At 46.8% G+C, this 21,574-nt stretch carries 4 protein-coding genes and 1 pseudogene; all 5 read left to right on the plus strand.

Going from position 1 to position 21,574, the window contains the following annotated elements; genetic code table 11:
* Positions 1-91: 91 nt before the first annotated feature.
* Positions 92-1,320 (plus strand): IS3 family transposase gene (locus ABVN36_RS00005; RefSeq protein ID WP_164528041.1). Its coding sequence is split into 2 segments (ribosomal slippage): positions 92-407 and positions 407-1,320, totalling 1,230 coding nucleotides; the frame shifts between segments, so codons are not numbered across the junction.
* 9 nt (positions 1,321-1,329) lie between these two features.
* A pseudogene (locus tag ABVN36_RS00010) lies at positions 1,330-2,271 on the plus strand (hypothetical protein); the annotation flags it as partial.
* Positions 2,261-3,580, plus strand: coding sequence for an SPI-4 type I secretion system protein SiiC (gene siiC, locus ABVN36_RS00015; protein WP_023138419.1), 1,320 nt, complete (start codon positions 2,261-2,263; stop codon positions 3,578-3,580). The pseudogene ABVN36_RS00010 and the gene siiC, both read left to right, overlap by 11 nt.
* On the plus strand, positions 3,577-4,854 hold the full coding sequence (gene siiD, locus ABVN36_RS00020; protein WP_001081935.1) for an SPI-4 type I secretion system protein SiiD: 1,278 nt from the start codon (positions 3,577-3,579) through the stop codon (positions 4,852-4,854). Before siiC ends, siiD begins: the two co-directional genes overlap by 4 nt.
* A gap of 16 nt (positions 4,855-4,870) precedes the next feature.
* Positions 4,871-21,556, plus strand: a complete 16,686-nt coding sequence (gene siiE / locus ABVN36_RS00025) for a non-fimbrial adhesin SiiE (protein ID WP_114052048.1) — start codon at positions 4,871-4,873, stop codon at positions 21,554-21,556.
* Positions 21,557-21,574 lie beyond the last annotated feature (18 nt).

The raw sequence follows: 21,574 nt of genomic DNA on the forward strand, positions 1-21,574 counted from the left end.
TAGACTGGCCCCCTGAATCTCCAGACAACCAATATCACTTAAATAAGTGATAGTCTTAATACTAGTTTTTAGACTAGTCATTGGAGAGCAGATGATTGATGTCTTAGGACCGGAGAAACGCAGACGGCGTACTACACAGGAAAAGATCGCTATTGTTCAGCAGAGTTTTGAACCGGGAATGACGGTCTCCCTTGTTGCCCGGCAACACGGTGTGGCAGCCAGCCAGTTATTTCTCTGGCGCAAGCAATACCAGGAGGGAAGTCTTACTGCTGTGGCCGCAGGAGAGCAGGTCGTTCCTGCCTCTGAACTTGCTGCTGCCATGAAGCAGATTAAAGAACTCCAGCGCCTGCTCGGCAAAAAAACGATGGAAAATGAACTCCTTAAAGAAGCCGTTGAATACGGGCGTGCAAAAAAGTGGATAGCGCACGCGCCCTTATTGCCCGGGGATGGGGAGTAAGCTTAGTCAGCCGTTGTCTCCGGGTGTCGCGTGCGCAGTTGCACGTAATTCTCAGACGAACCGATGGCTGGAAAGATGGTCGCCGCAGCCGTCACTCAGATGATACGGATGTGCTTCTCCGTATACACCATGTTATCGGAGAGCTGCCCACGTATGGTTATCGTCGGGTATGGGCGCTGCTTCGCAGACAGGCCGAACTTGATGGTATGCCTGCGATCAATGCCAAACGTGTTTACCGGATCATGCGCCAGAATGCGCTGTTGCTTGAGCGAAAAACCGCTGTACCGCCATCGAAACGGGCACATACTGGCAAAGTGGCCGTGAAAGAAAGCAATCAACGATGGTGCTCTGACGGGTTCGAGTTCCGCTGTGATAACGGAGAAAAACTGCGAGTCACGTTCGCGCTGGACTGCTGTGACCGTGAGGCACTGCACTGGGCAGTCACTACGGGCGGCTTCGACAGTGAAACAGTACAGGACGTAATGCTGGGAGCGGTGGAACGCCGCTTCGGCAACGAGCTTCCGGCGTCTCCAGTAGAGTGGCTGACGGATAATGGTTCATGCTACCGGGCTAATGAAACACGGCAGTTTGCCCGGATGTTGGGGCTTGAACCGAAGAACACGGCGGTGCGGAGTCCGGAGAGTAACGGCATAGCAGAGAGCTTCGTGAAAACGATAAAGCGTGACTACATCAGTATCATGCCTAAACCAGACGGGTTAACGGCAGCAAAGAACCTTGCAGAGGCGTTCGAGCATTATAACGAATGGCATCCGCATAGTGCACTGGGTTATCGCTCGCCACGGGAATATCTGCGGCAGCAGGCCAGTAATGGGTTAAGTGATAACAGGTGTCTGGAAATATAGGGGCAAATCCACTTATTGAGCTCGCCATCAGATGTTGGCGGTGATAATGCAAGTAATACACTCAATATGATCGTGACAATGGTAGCGTCGCTTTCTGAACCATTGAAAGGGATGAATACCGCATTTGTATCTTCTATCTATGGTGTTGTTTGCGCCATACTCCTGACCTCACAAAGTGTTTTTGTTCGCAGCTCCTATTCCCTTGTTTCTACGGAAATCAAAAAATTAAAAATCATAAGCAACAGATCCAATAATAAACAACGAAGCCTGCGGGTTGAATCAGAGACGCTTGTAGAATTTAAAGAGTTGTTTAAAGCGTTTTTTGATAACTACCTGACAGTTGAAAACTTACGGACGCAGGATGAAGAAAAGAAACGAGAGATGCTATCAGATAGCTTTGTCACTTTGCAAAACCGACTATTGGATAACTCAGCAAAACTGGAACAACTTTCTACGCTGATTGATGGTTATCTGGTAAGCAGTAACGAAAATCTCAAAAAATTATCTGACGGTGTAATAACAATTACCTCTCGTTTATCTGAAGGTAATATCCTGCTTGCTGATAATAATGCACGACTGGAGGCAATGAGTACAATACAAAATATTATAGATAAAAAGAATGATTCAATAATGACATCAGTTGATAAATGTTATCAGGAATCTCTTTCACATGGTAAGACCATAAACGATATTGCCGCTGGCAGTGCCGATATTTCTCATACTCTCGATGGGCTGAGAAAAGAAATGGATGAGGATATGAACAATGTTCATTTAGCGCTATCCGATCTATCGGCTACTGATAAAAAGATTATTACTAATACTAAAGAGATTAGTGCTGAAATGGTTAGCTACCGTGATACCTATATGCCATTAATGGAAAAAATAACATCTATGCATCAGGAAATAGTAAAGCAACGTTTGTTAAACAAGGAGGAAAAAAATGAAGATTAAGATGTTTTTTCTGACGACTGCTTTTATTACACAAAGCACATACGCCAGCGAGCTTCCGGTCATTCCTCTAAGAGATTTAGTTAATGCCGCATTAACGCATCAGCCCTCTGTTGCTGTTTCATATTATGAGACTGAAAAGAAAAACAGTGACTTAGATCTTTCACGGGCAGCACTTTATCCTACCCTGGATCTAACATCTGGCCTTAATAATAACAGAAAGGAGTCGTCAGGTACCGAGAGAAACGTTGAAAATAAGGTGTCCTTATCATACCGAATAACGGATTTTGGAGTGAGGGGGGCTAATATCAGGAAATCTGAATATGAAAGAGATAATAGTAAGACTGACTATGAAAAAACAAAGAATATAGTGTCTCAGGAGGTTGTGACAACCTATTACAACATCAGTAAATATCGTGAAATGATTGATGGCGTAAATCTGGAGAAAGAGTTTTATAAAAAGATGCTGGAAACTTTTTCGCTGCTGGTATCTTCCGGTGTAGCTATGCAATCTGATATGCGTAAAGTACAAGTATCTATCGATGCATTAAATACCAGAAGCATTATGTATCAGTCGATGTTGGATGATGAAATGTATAAAATGCAGAATATGACTGGTCTGAATTTGTCACCAGATCAGATTCAAAGCGATGAAAAATTCAACCTCTTCAAAAAATATATCTTTGTCGAAAGCCCTGAAAAACTTATAGACATGGTGATGAAATACAACGATGACTATAAGATGCTTGTCAATACCCGAAAAGCCGCGACCGAAGATATTAATGCCGCAAAATCATCCTATTTTCCGACTGTAGATCTCGTTTCCAGCTATGTACAGAATAACCCGAGCGGTAGTGCCAAAAAAAGTGATTATGAAGATGAATTTAAAACGGGTATCAATGTCAGTTTCAACATTTTTAATGGGTTCAGAAATTCAGCCCAGGAAAGAAAAATGGTGGCAAGTTACTCGCAGGCTAAGCTGCAAATTGACGATTTTTTGATTAAAACGCGTTATAACATTGATTCACAACTTTCAAGATACGCCGCTGCAAAAGAGACTTACTCAGTGGCGGAACGTTCACATACAAACGCGTTACGGCTTACTGAATTATATGAGCAGGAGTTTCAGTTAGGGCAAAAAAGTTTGCTTGATTTAATTTCAAGCCGTAATGAAGCATTTCAGGCATATGTAAGCATGATCGACAGCAAATATAGCCTGTATATTTTAAAGTTACAGCAACTCTCATTGATTTTTCATTTAATGGATTATTTAAAAGGAAATACTGAAAGTGAGTTAAATGTAATGAAATGAATAGAAGACAAAGCGATCATCTCATGATGATAATTATTTCTTTGACGATCTTAATTATTATCCTTACCTACTTTATAGAAATTAATTCAGTAGTTCATGGTCAGGGCGTTATCACTACTAAAGATAATGCTCAGTTAATATCTCTTTCTAAAGGAGGGACGATACAAGATATTTATGTAGCCGAGGGTGATACTGTAAAAAAAGGAGAACTCCTTGCAAAGGTCGTTAACCTTGATCTGCAAAAAGAATATCAAAGGTATAGAACTCAAAAAGGGTATCTGGATAAAGATGTTAACGAAATATCTTTCATTCTTGATAAAGAAAATGAGAGTGGATTGATTACCCTGGATGGCACCCGTTCTTTAAGCAATAAAGAGGTAAAAGCGAATATTGAATTAGTGCATAGTCAGATAAGAGCTAAAGAGTTAAAAAAAACCTCTCTTGATTCTGAGATTAGCGGATTACAAGAGAAGCTGAGTTCGAAAGAAAAAGAACTCGCATTGCTTGCCGAAGAAATAAATATTCTTTCCCCACTGGTAAAAAAAGGAATTAGCCCATATACCAATTTTCTTAACAAGAAACAGGCGTATATAAAAGTTAAGTCTGAAATTAATGATATTGAAAGTAGCATCACTTTAAAAAAAGATGATATTGAGTTGGTTGTTAATGATATTGAGGCGCTTAATAATGAATTGCGACTATCTTTATCTAAAATAATATCTAAAAATCTTCAGGAACTTGAGGTTGTTAACTCTACATTAAAAGTAATAGAGAAGCAGATAAATGAGGAGGATATCTATTCACCGGTTGACGGTGTAATTTATAAAATCAATAAAAGTGCCACTACTCATGGTGGTGTGATTCAGGCGGCAGACTTACTTTTTGAAATAAAACCAAAAGTAAGGACTATGCTGGCCGATGTGAAAATATTACCCAAATACCGTGACCAAATATATGTAGATGAAGCCGTTAAACTGGATGTGCAGTCAATTATCCAACCAAAGATAAAATCGTATAATGCGACTATCGATAATATTAGCCCTGATTCCTATGAGGAAAATACCGGAGGAACAATTCAGCGTTATTATAAAGTAATTATTGCATTCGATGTTAATGAAGATGATTTACGGTGGTTAAAACCAGGTATGACTGTTGACGCTAGTGTAATTACCGGAAAACACAGCATTATGGAATACCTGTTATCTCCCTTGATGAAAGGCGTGGACAAAGCCTTTTCAGAACCAGTTAATACTAAACGATTAGATACACCTTGAGAGTGAATATAATATTATGGGAAATAAAAGCATACAAAAGTTTTTTGCCGATCAAAATTCTGTAATTGATTTATCTTCTTTGGGTAATGCCAAAGGCGCAAAAGTTTCTCTTTCCGGGCCAGACATGAACATTACCACGCCGCGTGGTTCAGTGATCATTGTCAATGGCGCTCTTTATTCAAGTATCAAAGGCAATAACCTCGCTGTTAAATTTAAAGATAAGACTATTACCGGCGCTAAAATTCTGGGCAGCGTAGATTTAAAAGATATTCAACTGGAGAGAATTGACAGCTCATTGGTTGATTCTGCTCAGGTAGAAAAGAAAGGTAATGGCAAACGACGAAATAAGAAGGAAGAAGAGGAATTAAAAAAGCAGCTTGACGATGCTGAAAACGCAAAGAAAGAAGCTGATAAGGCGAAGGAAGAAGCAGAGAAAGCTAAGGAGGCTGCAGAAAAAGCGCTCAATGAAGCGTTTGAAGTACAGAACTCGTCAAAGCAAATGGAAGAAATGCTGCAGGAATTTTTGGCTGACAATGTAGCAAAAGACAATCTGGCTCAGCAAAGCGATGCTTCCCAGCAAAATACACAGGCTAAAGCAACGCAGGCTTCTAAACAGAACGATGCTGAAAAAGTTCTTCCTCAACCTATTAATAAAAATACCAGCACTGGCAAAAGTAATAGCAGTAAAAATGAGGAAAATAAGCTCGATGCCGAGTCTGTTAAAGAGCCGCTTAAAGTCACATTAGCGCTTGCGGCCGAAAGTAACAGCGGTAGCAAAGATGATAGTATAACTAATTTTACCAAACCTCAGTTTGTAGGTAGCACTGCTCCCAATGCCACGGTCATTATTAAAATTAATGGTATTGCTGTCGGTCAGGCTGTAGCGGATAGTTTGGGTAACTTCACCTTTACAGCGCCTGAAACATTGACTGATGGAACATACAATCTGGAGGCAGAGGCCAAGACTGCTGATGGGAGCGGTAGCGCCAAACTTGTCATTACTATCGATTCCGTTACCGATAAACCAACATTTGAACTTTCGCCTGAAAGTAGTGTGTCCGGTCATAAGGGCTTAACGCCGACCTTGACGCCTTCAATTGTTGGTACGGCGGAAGAGAATGCTAAGGTTGACATTTATGTAGATAATAAACTGGTTGCCAGCGTTGATGTCGATAAAGATGGAAACTGGAGTTATGAATTTAAGGATAATGAATTATCTGAGGGCGAAAATAGTATAAAAGTCGTTGCTGTAGATAAAGCAGGTAATAAAAACGAAACGACGGATAGTATCATAACCGACACCATTCCTCCGGAAAAGCCGACGATTGAGCTGGATGATAGTAGTGATTCCGGCATTAAAAATGACAACATTACAAATAGCACCCTACCAACATTTATTGGTGTGGCGGAACCCGGTTCTACAGTCTCTATTTATCTTGGACTTAAGCATCTTGGTGAGGTCATTGTTGCTAAAGATGGGACATGGAGCTATACGCTTACTACGCCGCTCAAGGATGGCGAATACAATATAACAGCAACAGCTACTGATATTGCCGGGCATACCTCAGCGACGGCAAATCTGCCTTTTACTATTGATACACGTATCAGCTATTTCAGCGCTGAGATTGAAACGACGAATGATAGCGGTATTGTCGGAGATAACGTTACTAACAATACTCGCCCAACCTTTACAGGTAAAACTGAGCCAAATGCTATTATCAGTGTCATAAATAGTGAGACTGGCGAAGAGGTTATTTTTAAAGCGAATGACAAGGGCGAATGGACGTTCAATTTCACTTCCGACTCAGTGGAAGGGATTAACAATCTTACGTTCACTGTTGAAGATGTCGCTGGCAACAAAAAGGATTTTTCCTTTAGTTACGTTATCGATACTATTGCCCCTGTACCTCCGACGGTTTCTTTGGAGGATTATGTTGTTTTGCCGAATGGTATAATTTTATCAGGGAATGATTTACCGGCTTTAGTCGGTACGGCAGAGCCAAAGTCTACCATCTTATTGATGCGAGATGGTAAATTATATGACAGCATTGAGGTTGATTCAAACGGGACCTGGAATTATCAGTTTAGTAATAAATTTCTTCAGGGTGCCTATGATATTGAAATCATTTCTCAGGATGCCGCCGGTAATAAATCCTCTACTGTTAAATATTCTTTTACTATTCAAACTGAAGTTGTACCTCCAAAAGCGGAACTCGATGCCAGTGATGATTCCGGTGCAAAAGGCGACTGGATTACCAATAAACATAATGCTCTGACATTACTGGGAACAGCGGATAGGTTTGCTACCGTAAATATCCTTATCGATGGTAAAACGATAGGCGTGACGACTGCGGATGCAGACGGTAACTGGAATTTTGATATTTCCCGAAATCTGTCTGACAATGTTTATAAGATTACGGTTGAATCCATCGATCCTTTAGGAAGAACGTCATCTGTAGATTATCAGCTTACCATTGATAGCTTTACGCCGATCCCCACTGTTATGTTGCATGATAGCGCTGATTCTGGCGTTAAAGGCGATATGATTACTAAAATTAATACGCCGTTGTTTACCGGGATGGCTGAAGCTAATGCTAAAGTTTCCATCTATGTTGACGGTGTGTTAAGTGGCGAGGCTATTGCTGGCGATGATGGTGTATGGAATTTTCAATTTACCACAGCGTTATCCGATGGCTCGCATGACGTAACGGTAAAGGTAGAAGATATTGCCGGTAATACTGCCTCCTCATCAGCGTATAATTTCCAAATCGTAACGCAAACGCAAAAACCAACAATAGAGTTGGTCAACGATACGGGGGTTGATAATACAGACCATATTATTAATGAAAAGAATCCTGCACTGACAGGAACCGCTGCACCCTATTCAACGGTTAAACTCTATATTGATGGTGCACTGATCGCTGAGGTCAGAACAAATAAAGATGGCAGATGGGAGTATACCCTGAAAGCCGATCAAGGTTTGGTTGATGGCGATCATAGAATAACCGCTTCAGTTGAAGATATCGCTGGCAACATTGCCCATTCGGATCCTTTCTTAATTAGCGTCGATACTGCTATTTCAATACCGATAGTTTCATTGAGCCCGGATTCAGATTCGGGAATTTCAGATGATAATTTAACGAATATCGTTAAACCTACCTTGCACCTAAAAGATATTGATCCGGACATTATCAGTGTTCAGGTATGGGATGCCATGTCTGATACGCAGATCGGTGTTGCCACGCAACAACCTGATGGTTCATGGGCCTATACCTTTACTTCAGATTTAACGGAAGGCTTGCATCAGGTTTATGTCAAGGTTGAGGACATTGCGGGTAATAAAGCGAACAGCGCGGTATTCGATTTTACTATCGATACCACAGTATCAACGCCGGTGATTTCCCTGCTTTCTAAGGATGATACGGGGGTTACAGGCGATAACCTGACCAACATCAATAAGCCAGGTTTTGCTATTTCCGGTGTTGATGCCGATGCGCATCGGGTCGTCGTACAGGTGATGCACAATGGCGTGAGCGAAGAGATCGAACTTTCCCACCACAACGGTAGCTGGTTATTTACACCAGGGAATACGTGGGCGGATGGCAGCTACACGTTAACGGTGAAAGTAGAAGATAAGGCAGGAAATACCAACTACTCAACGCCGCTGACGGTCGTTATCGATACCCAAATCGCCATTGATGGGGTGGAACTGGTCAACGATAGCGGCGTGAAAGGCGATAATATGACCAACGACGACCGTCCCCACTTTCGTGTGACGGTACCTACGGATGTCAATGAAGTCCGTCTGAGCATTGACGGTGGTCTTTCGTGGGTTCAGGCAACTCCGGGCGTAGCAGGAAGCTGGGAGTATATCTGGCCGACAGACCTGGCAGATGGTCAATACACGCTAACGGTGGAAGCGACTGATAAAGCAGGCAATACAGTGACGAAGACCATCGATTTCGCGGTGGATTCCACGCTGTCAGTGCCGGTCATCGTACTGAATAACGCGGACGACACCGGCATCCAGGGCGATAATCTGACGAATCGCACCCAGCCGACATTTGCCCTGCAGCAAATTGATGATGATGCCGTTCGCGTTACGGTCAGCGTGGAGCATGGCGGCGTCACCACTACATTTGACGCCACGAAAGGCACAGGCGGATGGACCTTTACGCCGCCGGCATTATGGGCGGATGGTGATTATACCCTGAGTGTGTCAGTCGAAGATAAAGCGGGGAACACCAGCCATTCTGCATCGCTGACGGTGACGGTGGACACGCAAATCGCCATTAATAACATTGAACTGGTCAATGACAGCGGTATTCCCGACGATAATCTGACTAATAACGTGCGTCCGCACTTCCAGGTGACGGTACCGACGGATGTCAACGTGGTGCGCCTGAGCATTGACGGCGGCAAGACGTGGTTCAACGCTACCCAGAGCGCGACGCCGGGCGCCTGGGATTATATCTGGCCGGATGATGTGGCCGACGGAGGCTATACCCTGACGGTAGAAGCGACCGACAAGGCGGGAAACCAGACGACGCAGGAACTTGATTTCACCATCGATACCACTCTGTCTGTGCCGACCCTCTCGCTGGACAGCGCAGATGACAGCGGCATCGCGGGCGATAATATCACCAATGTTAAAACGCCGGGCTTTACCCTCAACAATATTGATACCGATGTCAGCCGGGTGATAGTGGAGGTAATGCACAATGGCATTAAACAGGAGGTGCCACTGGTTCAGACCGGCGGACAGTGGCGCTTTGCGCCGACCAGCGACTGGGGGGACGGCGACTATATCCTGACGGTGAAGGTAGAAGATAGGGCCGGAAATGTGAAGCAGTCCGCGCCGTTGACGGTGACAGTGGACACGCATATCGCCATTGACCGTATTGAACTGGTTAACGACAGCGGTATCCCCGGCGATAATCTGACCAATGAAGCGCGCCCGCACTTTCAGGTGACAGTACCGGCGGATGTTAACGGTGTAAGACTGAGTATTGATGGCGGCAAAACGTGGTTTGACGCCACGCAGAGCGCGACGTCGGGCGTCTGGGATTATACCTGGCTGACGAATGTGGCTAACGGCCCTCACACCCTGATGGTGGAAGCGTCCGACAAGGCGGGAAACAAAACGACGCAGAAACTGGACTTCATCATCGATACCATTCTGTCAGAACCGACGATTACCCTGGACAGCGCGGATGATAGCGCCGCTGGCGATAACATCACCAACGTTAAGATGCCAGGCTTTACCCTCGGTAATATCGACGCCGACGTGACCAAAGTGGTGGTGACGGTGGCGCATGATGGTAAGAACCAACAGATAGAGTTGATTAAGAACGGCGGTGTGTGGCGCTTTACGCCGGGCGCAGCCTGGACCGATGGCGACTATACGCTGACGGTAAAGGTAGAAGATAAGGCGGGTAATACAAATTATTCTGCGCCGCTGACGGTGACTATCGATACGCAAACGTCTATTGATCGCATTGAGCTTCTTAATGACACGGGTATTGTCGGGGATAACCTGACCAATGAAGCACGTCCACAGTTTCATATTACGGTACCGACGGACGTGAACTCTGTGCAACTGAGTCTTGATGGCGGCATCAACTGGGTTAACGCAACGCTGACGTCTGACGGCGTTTGGGAGTATATATGGCCGACAGATCTGGTCGAAAATACGTATACCCTGACAGTGAAAGCAACCGATGTTGCAGGCAACACGGCGACGGAAACGCTCAATTTTATCATTGATACCACATTGTCGACACCGACCATCACGCTGGATAGCGCAGATGATAGCGGCACCGCCAACGATAATAAGACTAACGTTAAAACGCCGGGTTTTATTATCGGCGGTATTGATTCTGACGTGACTCAGGTCGTCGTGCAGGTGATGCGCGATGGTCACAGCGAGGAGGTGGAGCTGACGCAGACTAACGGGCAGTGGCGTTTTGTACCCGGCAGCGCGTGGACTGATGGCGACTATACGCTGACGGTAACGGTGAAAGATGAGGCGGGTAATATTCGCCACTCAGCGCCGTTGACGGTCACCATCGATACGCAAATTGCCATTGACCATATTGAACTGGTCAATGACAGCGGTATTCCCGACGATAATCTGACTAATAACGTGCGTCCGCAGTTCCAGGTGACGGTACCGACGGATGTCAACGTGGTGCGCCTGAGCATTGACGGCGGCAAAACGTGGTTTAACGCCACACAGAGCGCGACGCCGGGCGTCTGGGATTACACCTGGCTGACCGATGTGGCTAACGGTTCTCACACTCTGACGGTGGAAGCGACCGACGCGGCGGGAAACAAGGCAACACAGAACCTGGAGTTCAACATCGATACCCTACTGTCAGAGCCGACTATCGCTCTGGACAGCACGGACGACAGCGGAACAAAAGGCGATAACCTGACCAGCGTGAATAAGCCGACATTTATACTGGGCAATATTGACGCGGACGCACGGTATGTCACGGTTGAGGTGCAGCATGGCGGCACGAAAGAGGTGCTGACGGCCACCAAAGGCGCGACCGGCATCTGGAGCGTGACACCGACCGGTATGTGGGCGGATGGCAGTCATACGCTGACGGTGAGGGTGGAGGATGAAGCGGGTAACGTAAAATACTCAGTGCCGCTGACGATTACGGTCGATACCCAAATCACCATTGATGATATTGAACTGGTTAATGACAGCGGTACTAAGGGCGACAATCTAACTAACGACGCCAATCCACATTTCCGCATCACGGTGCCAGGGGATGTCAACGAAGTCAGTCTGAGTATTGACGGCGGTGTAACCTGGGTTAAGGCGATGCAAAGCTCGACGTCGGGCGTCTGGAATTATACCTGGCCAAAGACATTGGCAGATGATGACTACACGTTAACGGTGAAAGCGACTGATAACGCAGGCAATACGGTGACCAGGACGCTCGACTTCACTATTGATACCACGCTGTCGACGCCGGTTATTGTACTGGATAGTGCGGACGATACCGGTGTCCAGGGCGATAACATGACCAATCGCACCCAGCCGACATTTAACCTGCAACATATTGATGATGATGCCGTTCGCGTTACGGTCAGCGTGGAGCATGGCGGCGTCACCACCACATTTGACGTGACTAAAGACGCAGGAGGATGGACCTTTACGCCGCCGACATCATGGGGGGCGGGTGATTATACCCTGAGTGTGTCAGTCGAAGATAAAGCGGGGAACACCAGCCATTCTGCATCGCTGACGGTGACGGTGGACACGCAAATCGCCATTAATAACATTGAACTGGTCAATGACAGCGGTATTCCCGACGATAATCTGACTAATAACGTGCGTCCGCAGTTCCAGGTGAAGGTACCGACGGATGTTAACGAGGTACGCCTGAGCATTGACGGCGGCAAGACGTGGTTCAACGCTACCCAGAGCGCGACGCCGGGCGTCTGGGATTATACCTGGCTGGCTGATGTGGGAGAGGGTAAGCATACCCTGACAGTGGAGGCGACCGACAAGGCGGGAAACCAGACGACGCAGAAACTGGACTTCATCATCGATACCCTACTGTCAGAACCGACTATCGCTCTGGACAGCACGGACGACAGCGGAACAAAAGGCGATAACCTGACCAGCGTGAATAAGCCGACGTTTATACTGGGCAATATTGACGCGGACGCACGGTATGTCACGGTTGAGGTACAGCATGGCGGCACGAAAGAGGTGCTGACGGCCACCAAAGGCGCGACCGGCATCTGGAGCGTGACACCGACCGGTATGTGGGCGGATGGCAGTCATACGCTGACGGTGAGGGTGGAGGATGATGCGGGTAACGTAAAATACTCAGCGCCGCTGACGGTTACGGTCGATACCCATATTGCCATTGATGATATTGAACTGGTTAATGATAACGGTATTCCCGGCGACAACCTGACCAATGACGTTCGTCCACACTTCCGCGTCACGGTGCCAGGGGATGTCAACGAGGTACGTCTGAGTATCGACGGCGGTAATACGTGGGTTCGTGCAACACAGGGCACGGCAGGGATCTGGGATTACACCTGGCCGAAAGATGTGACCGACGGGCTACATACCCTGACGGTAGAAGCGACCGATAAGGCGGGAAACCAGACGACGCAGACGCTCGATTTTACCATTGATACCCGGCTGTCAACGCCTACCATCGCTATGGATAGCAGGGACGATACAGGTGCCATTGGCGATCATATTACGAGCGTCAAAAGGCCGGGCTTTACCATTGGCAATATTGACTCCGATGCGCACTCGGTCATTTTGCGGATCACGCAGGGCGGCAATAGCCAGGAAGTGACACTAACCCAGGCTGGAGGACAGTGGCGCTTTACGCCAGATGCTGACTGGGCGGACGGTAGCTATACGCTAACGGTAGAAGTCCAGGATAACGCGGGGAATGTCCGCCAGTCCACGCCGCTGATAGTGACGGTAGATACGCAAACCAGTATTACCGATATTACATTGGTCAATGATCATGGCGTGCCTGATGACAATCTAACTAACAGCACCCGTCCGCAGTTTGAGATCACGGTGCCGGCGGATGTGAATTCTGTGCAACTGAGCATTGATGGGGGCGCAAACTGGGTGAGCGCGGCGCAGGGTATCGAAGGCGTCTGGGGCTATACCTGGCCAACGGATATGGGCGATGGAAAACACACCCTAACCGTCATGGTCACCGACAGAGCGGGCAATACGGCGACGCAAACGCTTGAATTTTTCATCGACACCCGGTTGTCGACGCCGACCATTGCGCTGGATAGCACGGATGATACCGGTACGCCTGGCGATGATATGACCAATCGCACCCGACCGACCTTTATTCTGCAGAATATCGATTCGGATGTTATCAACGTTACAGTCAGCGTCACGCATAATGGAACGACAACCTCGTTTACCGCGACACAGGGGGCTGGAGGATGGAGCTTTACACCGCCAGCGCCGTGGGGCGACGGTGATTATACGCTGACGGTGACAGTGGAGGATCGGGCGGGAAATACGCGTCCGTCTACGCCGCTGACGGTGACAGTGGATACGCAAATAGCCATTGATCGTATTGAATTAGTCAACGATAGCGGCGTCCCTGGCGATAATGTGACAAAACATGTGCGTCCGCAGTTCCAGATCTCGGTACCGGATGATGTGGAAAAGGTTCTTCTGAGTATTGACGGCGGCACGACCTGGGTTACTGCAATCAAGAGTTCGACGGCTGGCATTTGGGATTACACCTGGCCGACGGATATGCCAGAGGGACAGCATACCCTGACCGTGGAAGTGACTGACGGTGCGGGTAATAAGATGACGGAGACGCTCAATTTCACTATCGACATCACGTTGTTGACGCCAACCATTGAGCTGGCGCCCGATCAGGATACCGGACAGAATAAGAACGATAATCTGACCAGCGTCACTCAACCAGTATTTGTGTTGGGGAGTATCGATAAAGATGTTCGACACGTGGAATTGAGTATTGAGCATAACGGCACGTTTAAAACGGTGGTACTCACCGAATCAGCCGACGGCTGGCGCTATCGACCGGATTCTGCTTTGGCGGACGGTAGCTACACATTCACCGTGACGGTAACAGATGTGGCAGGCAACCAGCAAACATCCGCGCCTTTAAAGGTGACGATAGACGGTTCGTTGACTACGCCGGTGATTGAGCTGGCGGCCGGCGAAGATAGCGGTACTGTTGGCGATCGCCTCACCAAACACGATCGGCCTGTGTTCGACATACGCCAGGTTGATTCTGACGTTACGCGCGTGATGGTCAAAGTAACTTACAACGGTAAAACGCACGAGGAAGCGGCGGTATTCACCAATGGTCAATGGCGCTTTACGCCTTCTGCGAGCTGGGCTGATGGCTCATATCAGTTAGCCGTTGTGGTGGAAGATCTGGCGGGGAATGTAAAAGAATCTGCACCGTTAGAGGTGCGTATTGATACCACGACAACCATTAACAATATCGTATTGCTTAATGATACTGGCGTGCAGAATGATCAATTAACGAATGTTGCTAAACCGTCATTCAGAATTGACGTTCCCGGTGATGTCATCCAGGTACGCGTAACCCTGGATGGTGGCGCTAACTGGAATGTGATACGCAAAAATGCCGACGGACAGTGGATTTTTGACACCCCGAATGCTCTGGTTGACGGCACATATACCCTTCGCGTAGAGGCCACGGATCAGGCAGGTAATATTGCGAATAAAGATTTAGTATTTAATATCGATACTAATATACAGGTTCCGACTATTGCTTTAGACGCAGGACAAGATACCGGAGCGAATACCGCCGATAATATCACTAATATTTCACGACCCACCTTTACGATTGGTAATGTTGACCCCGATGTTATCAAAGTCGTGGTGACGATTGATGGTCATGATTATAACGCGACTAAGGTTGGGGCTGGTTGGCAATTTACACCAGGCAATGCCATTCCGGATGGTTCTTATAATATTACCGTTACGGTTGAAGATAAGGCCGGAAATACCGCGACATCGAAACCATTACCTGTTGTGATAGATACGACGGCTGAAATTGAAAGCGTCACGTTGGTTACAGATAGCGGTGATAGCGATGTAGATAACATTACCAAAGTCGACAAGCCGCAGTTTAGTATTGTTACCGCTGATGATATTACCCATGTGCGCGTTAAAATCGATAACGCCGCTAATTGGATTGAACTCACAAAAGGAGGGGATGGCCGCTGGATATTTAATGTCGTTTCGGCATTACCTGATGGGCAACACACTCTCTTGGTTGATGTGACTGATATCGCCGGCAACGTTGCGCAAGAAACGCTGCAGTTTACGATTGATACGACTCTGCGAGAGCCGACAATTGTACTCGATCCCACCCATGATACTGGTGATGATACTAATGATAATCTTACCAGGATTAACAAACCGGTGTTTATTATCGGTAATGTCGATAATGATGTATCACACATTGTGGTTCATATTGATGGTCGGGATTACACCATTGAAAACACAGGGGGGAATTTAACCTTTACGCCGGATCAACCACTGTCTGACGGTCAGCATACGATCTCTGTTACCGTAACGGATATTGCTGGTAATACCAAAACATCGGCCGAACTGAAGATTGAAATCGACACGCAGGTTCAGATTGACAGTGTTACGTTAACAACAGATAGCGGCGTCAACGATCACGATAATGTCACCAATGCTACCCGTCCCTCTTTTGAAATTGCAACGCCTGATGATGTGACATCGGTGCTGGTTTCTTTCGATGGCGTAAACTGGACGCCTGTCAGTAAAAATGCGGCCGGGCAGTGGCAATTTACTGCAGGTAGCGCATTGTCTGATGGTCATTATACTCTCCATGTCCAGGCGACGGATCGGGCAGGGAATACGGCAAATTCCACGCTGGGCTTCACCGTGGATACGCAGATTGACGGCCTGAGCGTCGTGATGCTGGACGACGCCGGAAAGGATTCTACGGATGGTATTACGAATATTACCTCTCCACGTTTTGAAATTTCAGCCAGAGAACCGCTGCAGAGCGTGACGGTAATTTTAAACGGGAAATCCAGCACACTGACTCAGGGGGCAGGTAATAAATGGCTATTTACCCCTGATACACCGTTAGTGGATGGAACTTACAAAATAGAAATAGTGGCTGAAGATATCGCAGGTAATAAAATTAGCAAAGAGGTATCATTCACAATAGACACTGTTGTTTCTGATCCCCGTATTGATTTGCTGGATGCGGATGATACTGGCGAAAGCGCTGTTGATAATATTACGAGTGTCACTAAACCACGTTTCGTTATTGGCAATGTACCCGCCGATATTGATACTGTGGTAATCAGAATTAACGGCGTTTCTTATCCGGTTACGGCAAATGGCAATAACCTCTGGGAATTTCAGGTTCCCGTTGCGTTAAACGATGGCGTATATGAAGCCGTTGTTGTCTTCAGAGATATTGCCGGAAATACTTCTGAAACTAAGCTGCCCTTTACCATTGATACCACGACAAGCGTCAGTGTCAGAATGGAGCCAGCGTCTGATACCGGCAGCTCCAATAGCGATAACCTTACGAATAAGCAAAATCCCAAATTCGAAGGTACTGCAGAGCCTAATGCGAAACTGGTGATTACCATTGTTGACGATAAGTCAGGTCGGGAGGTTTTAAAACACACGATTACGGTTGGCGCCGATGGCAACTGGAGTGTGACGCCGAATATACTGCCGGATGGCATGTATACCATCAACGTCGTCGCAACAGATGTCGCGGGAAATACTGCGCAAACGCAGGAAAGATTCACTATCGATACGGTTACGATCGATCCTACCATTCGCCTTTCGGATCCATCTATTGATGATCAGTATGAGGCAACCAGCCTGCGTCCTGAGTTCAAAGGGCTCGCCGAAGCGTTCTCGACGATTATGATTCAGTGGGATGGGAAAGTGGTCGGCTCGGCAAACGCCAATGCGAATGGCGAATGGAGCTGGACGCCGCCATCAGTATTAGCGCCAGGCTCCTATGTTGTGAGCATTGTTGCCAAAGATAAAGCGGGTAATGAATCGTCGCAGGTCGACTTTCCTGTCGTAATACCTGTTATTGATGTCACGCCTCCAACCATAAAGCTCAGCGAGGAGAGCGATAGTGGTGCCTTAGGAGACTTTACCACGAATAATAAAACGCCGACCCTGGTTGGGAACACGTTACCTAATGCGATTGTGAGTATTTATGTGGATGGCGTGAAGGTCGGCGAGGCGACAGCGGATACAGCGGGTCGATATACTTTCCAGTTATCGGAAATGAAAGATGGCCATTATGTCGTCCAGGTGGGTATCGTCAACCCTCGCGATAATAGCGAACTGCGTTCTACCGCCGTTGATGTCACTATCGATACCGAGGTTGCTGAACTGGTATGGAATATATCTGGAATGCATGAGGGCGGATATATCAATACGGTGACGCCGGAGATTGGCGGCACCAGTGAGCCAAACAGCAAAATCACTATCTTTGTGAATGGCGTTGAAAAAGCGATTGCTTATACGACAGGCGCAGGACACTGGGGCGTAGTATTACCCGCTTTGGGTAATGACGGTAATTATGAATTAACGTTTAAAGTTGAAGACGTTGCCGGCAATATCAGAGAGTTTGGTCCGCAGAATGTAATACTGGATACGGTAATTTCGCCGTTAACCGTGGTATTACGCGAAGCTGATGACAGTGGCAAAGTTGGCGACTGGATCACCAATAAATCTCATGTCACCATCGATGGTACTGCCGAAGCCGGAAGTACTTTAACCATCAGGAATCCGCAGGGGGTGGTTATTGCTACCCTGGTGGTAGGCAATGATGGTCGATGGAGCGCAGAATTAGATCTGCGTGAAGGTAGTAATGCCTTTGTCGTGGTATCGGAAGATAAAGCGGGCAACAGCCAACAAAAAGATATTCTGATAGAACATGATACGCAGATTGAAATCAGCGATATTTCATTAAGTCGGGATACTAATAGCGGTGATAAATATGATCTGATTACCAATAATAAGTCTCCGGTACTGGTTGCCATGACCGATCCCGGCGCGACGGTACAGGTTTATATTAATGGTGTGTTACAAGGCACAGTAGAGGCGAGTTCGTCAGGTAATATTAGCTATACCATGCCGGCAAATAGCGCCGACGGCGAGTATCAGGTGCAATTTGTTGCTACGGATACTGCTGGCAACCGGGTTGAGTCTGCGATTACAACCGTGACAATCGATTCTCAAATTGCTGTCTTTGACATTGATGAAGATTCATTACCGGCCCTCTCTAATAACCGGGCGTTGTCAGTCTCAGGTGTCGGGGAGGCTGGTTCTCAGGTCAGCATCTTTGTCGATGGTAAATTAGTCAACGTTGTTATGGTTGAGGCTGATGGCACATGGCGCGCGCCGATACTGCTGCAAGATGATGGTAAGTTTAATATTCATTTCAGCATTACTGACGTTGCTGGTAACACTGAAGTGAGCAAGGATTATAGCGTGGATGTCGATTCATCAACCGACTTCCCAACGCTCAACCTTGAAGATGCGAGCAACTCTGGTTCACTTGACGATCTGATTACTAGTCACAACAAGCCTGTGTTAGTAGGCACCGCAGAAGCGGGAGCCACAATCCATATTTATGTGGATGAAAAGATCGTGGCAAATGTGCTTGTGCTTGAAGATGGAACCTGGTCCTATCAGTTTGATAATGCGTTAAAAGATGGTGAATATTCTATCCGAGTGGTTGCCGAAGACCCGGCAGGTAATACGGCAGAATCGCCTCGCTTACTCGTCACGATAGATACCAGTACGTTTATCGATAATCCTGTTATGATGGCAGGTTCTGATAACGGTATTTTCAGTAATGATAGTATAACGAGTCAAACCCGGCCTGCGTTTAGTATTTTTGGAGAAATGAACCAGAGTGTTCAGATTTTCATTGATGGAGTGCTAGTCGATACGATCACGGTGACGGACAGAAATCAAGTTTATCGACCTGAGTCACCGTTGGGCGATGGTTCCCATAGCATTTATTATGTTATCACCGATAAAGCAGGCAACACGGCTACCTCGAAAACGCTAAACTTTACTATCGATACCTTTAATACGACGCCTGTCGCCATTGATTCTATCGGCGGACAAACGTTAGCAGAGATGACCGGTAGTGATGGCAAAATATATATAACGGACACGACACGTAACTTATTGTTTAGTGGCAGTGCCGAGCCCAATAGTAAAATAGAAATCATCATTAATGGCTTAAATGTGGGGGAAGTTTGGGTTAATGACAAAGGCCACTGGCAGATGCCGGTGAACCCGCTTTATTTCACAGAAGGCCAGCTGGATATCACTGTTAAATCTACGGACCGTGCTGGTAACGTCAATCAGGAAAAGTATTCCATTTGGGTCGATACGCATATCCAGGTATTTACCAGCGAGCTTGATGACAATAAATCATCATCGAAAACGGACTGGTGGAGTAATAGCTCCACTATTACCATGAGAGGTATGGGGGAAATTGGCGCTACGGTATCATTAATCGTGGCAGGGGTCACGCTGGCAACCGCTGTCGTTGCGGCTAATGGGCAGTGGGAGTTATCGACCGATCAGCTTCCGGAAGGGAAATACGATATCACTTTGAGTATTGAGGATAACGCAGGCAACCGTAAGGAAGAGGTACATGAAATATTTATTGATCGAACGCCGCCAAACGCTCCGGTCGTAACTTATTCAGATATTGTCAACGATCTAATTATTATGCAGGGAACGGCGGAAGCCAAATCTCAGCTAATAATAACCGATAGTAATGGAAATACTTATACGTTAACCGTTCCTGATAATGGTAAATGGAGTATGGCGATCCCGTATCCATCGGAAGGGAAGTTTACCATTACGAGTGTGGATGCGATTGGTAACCGGAGTGATGATGTCCCTCTCGATATCATGAAAGAGGTTCCCGTTATTTCATTATCTCCAGACTCGGACAGTGGTACGGTGGGCGATAATATTACGCGAGATAAGCAACCTACCTTTATTATCGGGAATCTGGAAAGCGATGTTGTGGTCGTTCAGGTCGATATCAATGGGACCGTATATAATGCTGAAAAAAATGCCGATGGCGTTTGGTTCTTTACGCCAGGTACACCGTTAGCTGATGGTTCCTATACGATATCGGTAATCGCAAGCGATGCCGCGGGTAATCAGAAAAACTCGTTACCCATTACCGTTACGATCGACAGTACGCTGACCGTGCCGGAGATTGCGCTGGCAGCAGGTGAAGACAATGGCGCTTCAGACAGCGATAACGTGACGAATCACAATCACACCCAGCCTAAGTTCACGCTGCAGCATATTGATGCTGATGTGACCGGGGTGACCGTAAACGTGACGCATAATGGCGTGACAGACATCTATCAGGCGACGCAAGGCGCGGATGGCTGGACCTTCACGCCGCCAGCCGCCTGGAATGATGGTACCTACACGCTGAGCGTGACGGTGGTGGATCGCGCGGGGAACTCACTGCAATCTGCTTCGCTGGAGGTGACGGTTGACTCAACGGTGACGGTAACAGCGGATAGCCAGCATGACGATGCGATCGATGACGCCACGGCAACAGCGGTTACTCCACCGGAGTCTGAAACAGTGAATGCCGAAAGCGCTACGCATCTTCGTACAGTGCCGTCTGCGGCGGAAGAAAGCGTGGTGAAGGAGACAGCCTATAGTATTACATTGTTAAACGCTGACTCTGGGGATGAAATAGATCGTTCAATTAGTCAGACACCTTCTTTTGAAATATCAGTACCTGAGAATATTGTTAATGTCAGTGTTATGTTTGAAGGAGAAGAGTTTACTCTGCCGATAACTAACCAGAAAGCAATATTCGAAGTTCCGCTATCTTTGGAAGATGGTGAATATACTATGGACGTGAAATTCATTGATAAGGACGATGATTTCCTGATTAAGGAGAAAACATTCTCAGTCGATCACTCCTCGGCGGATATTGTGAACGCAATGAATGCAAGAGGAAAGACCGAGGATGATATTAATGATTCCCCTTCCACGAGTTCTGTAGGGCACAACAATAACGGCGCTATTGATGTTTTCGCCGTTAATGAAGTTACGCTACCTGTAGATAATCAAGAAGAACACGCATAATAACGGAGGCCCCTCACC

The sequence above is a fragment of the Salmonella sp. SJTUF15581 genome (genome assembly GCF_043356775.1).
In the GTDB taxonomy this organism is placed as follows: domain Bacteria; phylum Pseudomonadota; class Gammaproteobacteria; order Enterobacterales; family Enterobacteriaceae; genus Salmonella; species Salmonella enterica.